The 2,758-nt window shown below is 54.2% G+C and carries 4 protein-coding genes; all 4 read left to right on the top strand.

The features are described from left to right. Positions 1 to 1,034, top strand: a 1,034-nt coding sequence (locus HMPREF9442_RS02305; protein WP_008624907.1) for a ParA family protein, incomplete at its 5' end; no start/stop codon positions are given. Positions 1,035 to 1,036: 2 nt separating this feature from the next. Continuing rightward, positions 1,037 to 1,477 carry a DUF3408 domain-containing protein gene (locus HMPREF9442_RS02300; protein ID WP_004291503.1) on the top strand — a complete coding sequence of 147 codons (441 nt, stop codon included), beginning with the start codon at positions 1,037 to 1,039 and terminating at the stop codon, positions 1,475 to 1,477. Between the two features lie 2 nt (positions 1,478 to 1,479). Then, positions 1,480 to 1,833 carry a DUF3408 domain-containing protein gene (locus tag HMPREF9442_RS02295; RefSeq protein ID WP_004291505.1) on the top strand — a complete coding sequence of 118 codons (354 nt, stop codon included), beginning with the start codon at positions 1,480 to 1,482 and terminating at the stop codon, positions 1,831 to 1,833. Positions 1,834 to 1,849: 16 nt separating this feature from the next. After that, the gene (locus HMPREF9442_RS02290) at positions 1,850 to 2,578 is read left to right on the top strand and encodes a hypothetical protein (protein WP_004304280.1); all 729 of its coding nucleotides are present in this window, start codon (positions 1,850 to 1,852) and stop codon (positions 2,576 to 2,578) included. Positions 2,579 to 2,758: the final 180 nt, after the last annotated feature.

The following is a 2,758-nucleotide window of genomic DNA, read 5'->3' as shown; positions in this document are numbered from 1 at the left end:
TCAAATACCCGGAAATCCGCTTCTTCGGATACTTGCCGAAACGGATACCCGAACCGTCGGAAACCCGGTTCTCCGACAATTCGGTGACGTATGGATTCAATGACTTCATGACGCAATGTCGTCAATCACCATTTGTCCGACGCACCGCTTCACCACAGAACCGGATACGCGACGACCCGCCTGCGTGTGTAGTCACGGAAGCGGATGGTGCGACAGCCAAATCCGTATGGAAACAGAAAAACAAATCATCAACAATTAAAATAAATGGAACTATGAGTAAGGAAATCTTCGTTGCATTCGCAACACAGAAAGGTGGCATCGGCAAATCCACTGTCACGGCACTTGCCGCCAGCTACCTGCACAACGTGAAAGGCTACAATGTCGCCGTCGTGGACTGCGACGACCCGCAGCACAGCATCCACGGGCTGCGCGAACACGAAATGGGGCTTATCGACAGCAGCACCTACTTCAAGGCTCTCGCTTGCGACCATTTCCGCCGGATCAAAAAGAACGCCTACACCATCGTCAAAAGCAATGCGGTGAACGCCCTCGACGATGCCGAGAGGATGATTGCCACTGAGGACGTGAAACCCGACGTGGTGTTCTTCGACATGCCCGGCACACTCCGAAGCAACGGCGTGATAAAGACGCTCTCGCAGATGGACTACATTTTCACTCCGCTGAGTGCCGACCGCTTTGTCGTGGAGAGTACCCTGAAATTCGTCACGATGTTCCGCGACAGGCTGATGACTACCGGACAGGCGAAAACAAAGGGGCTGCATCTGTTCTGGACGATGGTGGACGGCAGGGAGAGGAACGACTTGTACGGCATCTACGAGGAAGTGATAGCCGAAATGGGCTTTCCGGTACTTTCCACCCGCTTGCCCGACAGCAAGAAGTTCCGCCGTGACCTTTCGGAAGAGCGCAAGAGCGTTTTCCGCTCCACCATCTTCCCGATGGACACGGCACTGCTGAAAGGGAGTGGCATCCGGGAGTTTTCCGAAGAGATAAGCGACATCATCAGACCGCAGTGAGCATGGGCAGCAGGAAAGTGAACACGGAAGGCATCGACGAGGAACTGCTGTTAGCCTCCATCGGGCGGCGCACACAGGACGGGACACTGCGCCCCGCACAGGAAGTACCCGCAGCTGCACCGACCGAAGAGGACACCGCCGCACCGGAACCATCTCCTGTGCAACCCGTAACACGGGAAAAAGCGCAGAGGGAAAGTGGACGCCGGAAAAGGCAGGACGAGGACTACAACGAGCTATTCCTGCGCCGCAACGAGATAAAGACCCGCCAATGTGTCTATATCAGCCGTGACGTCCACGGCAAGATCCTCAGAATCGTGAACGACATCGCCGGAGGGGAAATCTCAGTAGGCGGATATGTGGATACCGTGCTGCGCCAGCATCTGGAACAGCACAAGGAGAGAATCAACGAACTGTACAAGAAACAACGTGAAGATCTGATTTGAAAATGGAAAAAGAAATGACACCGAATGAAAAAAGACCACAGCAAGACTGCGGAGGTATGTTTACCCAAGTGCAGGCGAGTGTGGAAATACTGTCGCCTGTCCCGGTAAGCGGCAAATGCAGTGAGAAGGACTATGAACGCCTGTTCATCCGCGACCCGGAAGTAAAGGCACGTGAGGGGAAGATGGCGTATGTGCGCCCGGAGTACCACGAGCGTATCATGCGTATCACCCGTGTAATCGGGCATGACCGGCTTACGCTGTCCGCTTACATCGACCATGTGCTGACGCACCACTTCAACCAGTGCGAAGATGCGATAAAGAGCCTTTATGCCCGAAATTACAATTCAGTATTCTAACCAAAAACGGAAGGATATGAATTACACAATCAGCATGACAGACATTCTGCTGGCGGTATCGGTCGGCTGCAACCTCTGGTTCCTGTTCCTGCTCCTTTACGAGCGCATCATGGACACGCGGATTGTCCGCTTCTTCAAGGGCATTGTCGGATTATGGCGGTCACTGGACGGGAATGAGGCTAAACGCATAGCGGCACACGAGGAAGTCCCTGCGGAAAAGGCGGACATCATCGGCAAGAGCCGTTTCAGGATGGCATCCACCCGGACAACCGCTGCCATACCGACGCAAGAAGCCGCCACTATTGAAAAAGGCATTGAGCTGTCGGAGGAAGAGGCTACTTTTGACGACGGAAAAACGGGAAACGCATCCCGCCCGGCACAAGTCCCGGAGGAAAAACTCGATGAGACCTTCACGAGCATACCGCCGGAGGAACTGGGATACGGGGACGACGAACCGGAAGAGGACGCCTCGGACACGCCACGGGCTTCGGGCAGCAGCTTTGACGAGATTGACGACGCCTGCAAGACCGCCAAAAACCCGGACGCGACACAGGCGGAACGTGAAAAGGCGGCTAAGGTGTTCACCGACATGGAGGGCACGGAGTTGTACGAGAAAATGATGGAAGGCTCTTCGGAGATAGGCATCCGCATCAAGGGGCTTATCGAGATTCGGCTGAAGAAATCTGAAAAGGAGTTCGTCGTGCCGGACAACATCGAGGAGTTCGACATTCGCAACTATGTATGACAACAATAAAAGAAATGAACATGAAAGAATGACATCAACCCACGCGGCGAGGAAACGCAAGGCGCATCCCCATCCGCAACGGACACGCCCACGTCCGTGGAAACAAACGGGCATCCACTAAAACCAAAGTAAAGAAACAAAGTATCAACCGCCCGACAAAGGACCATCCACCCTTTTGAC

The organism is Paraprevotella xylaniphila YIT 11841, assembly GCF_000205165.1.
Taxonomy (GTDB): domain Bacteria; phylum Bacteroidota; class Bacteroidia; order Bacteroidales; family Bacteroidaceae; genus Paraprevotella; species Paraprevotella xylaniphila.
Note: the sequence above shows the minus strand (reverse complement) of the source record. Positions and strands in the feature narration are given on the sequence as shown.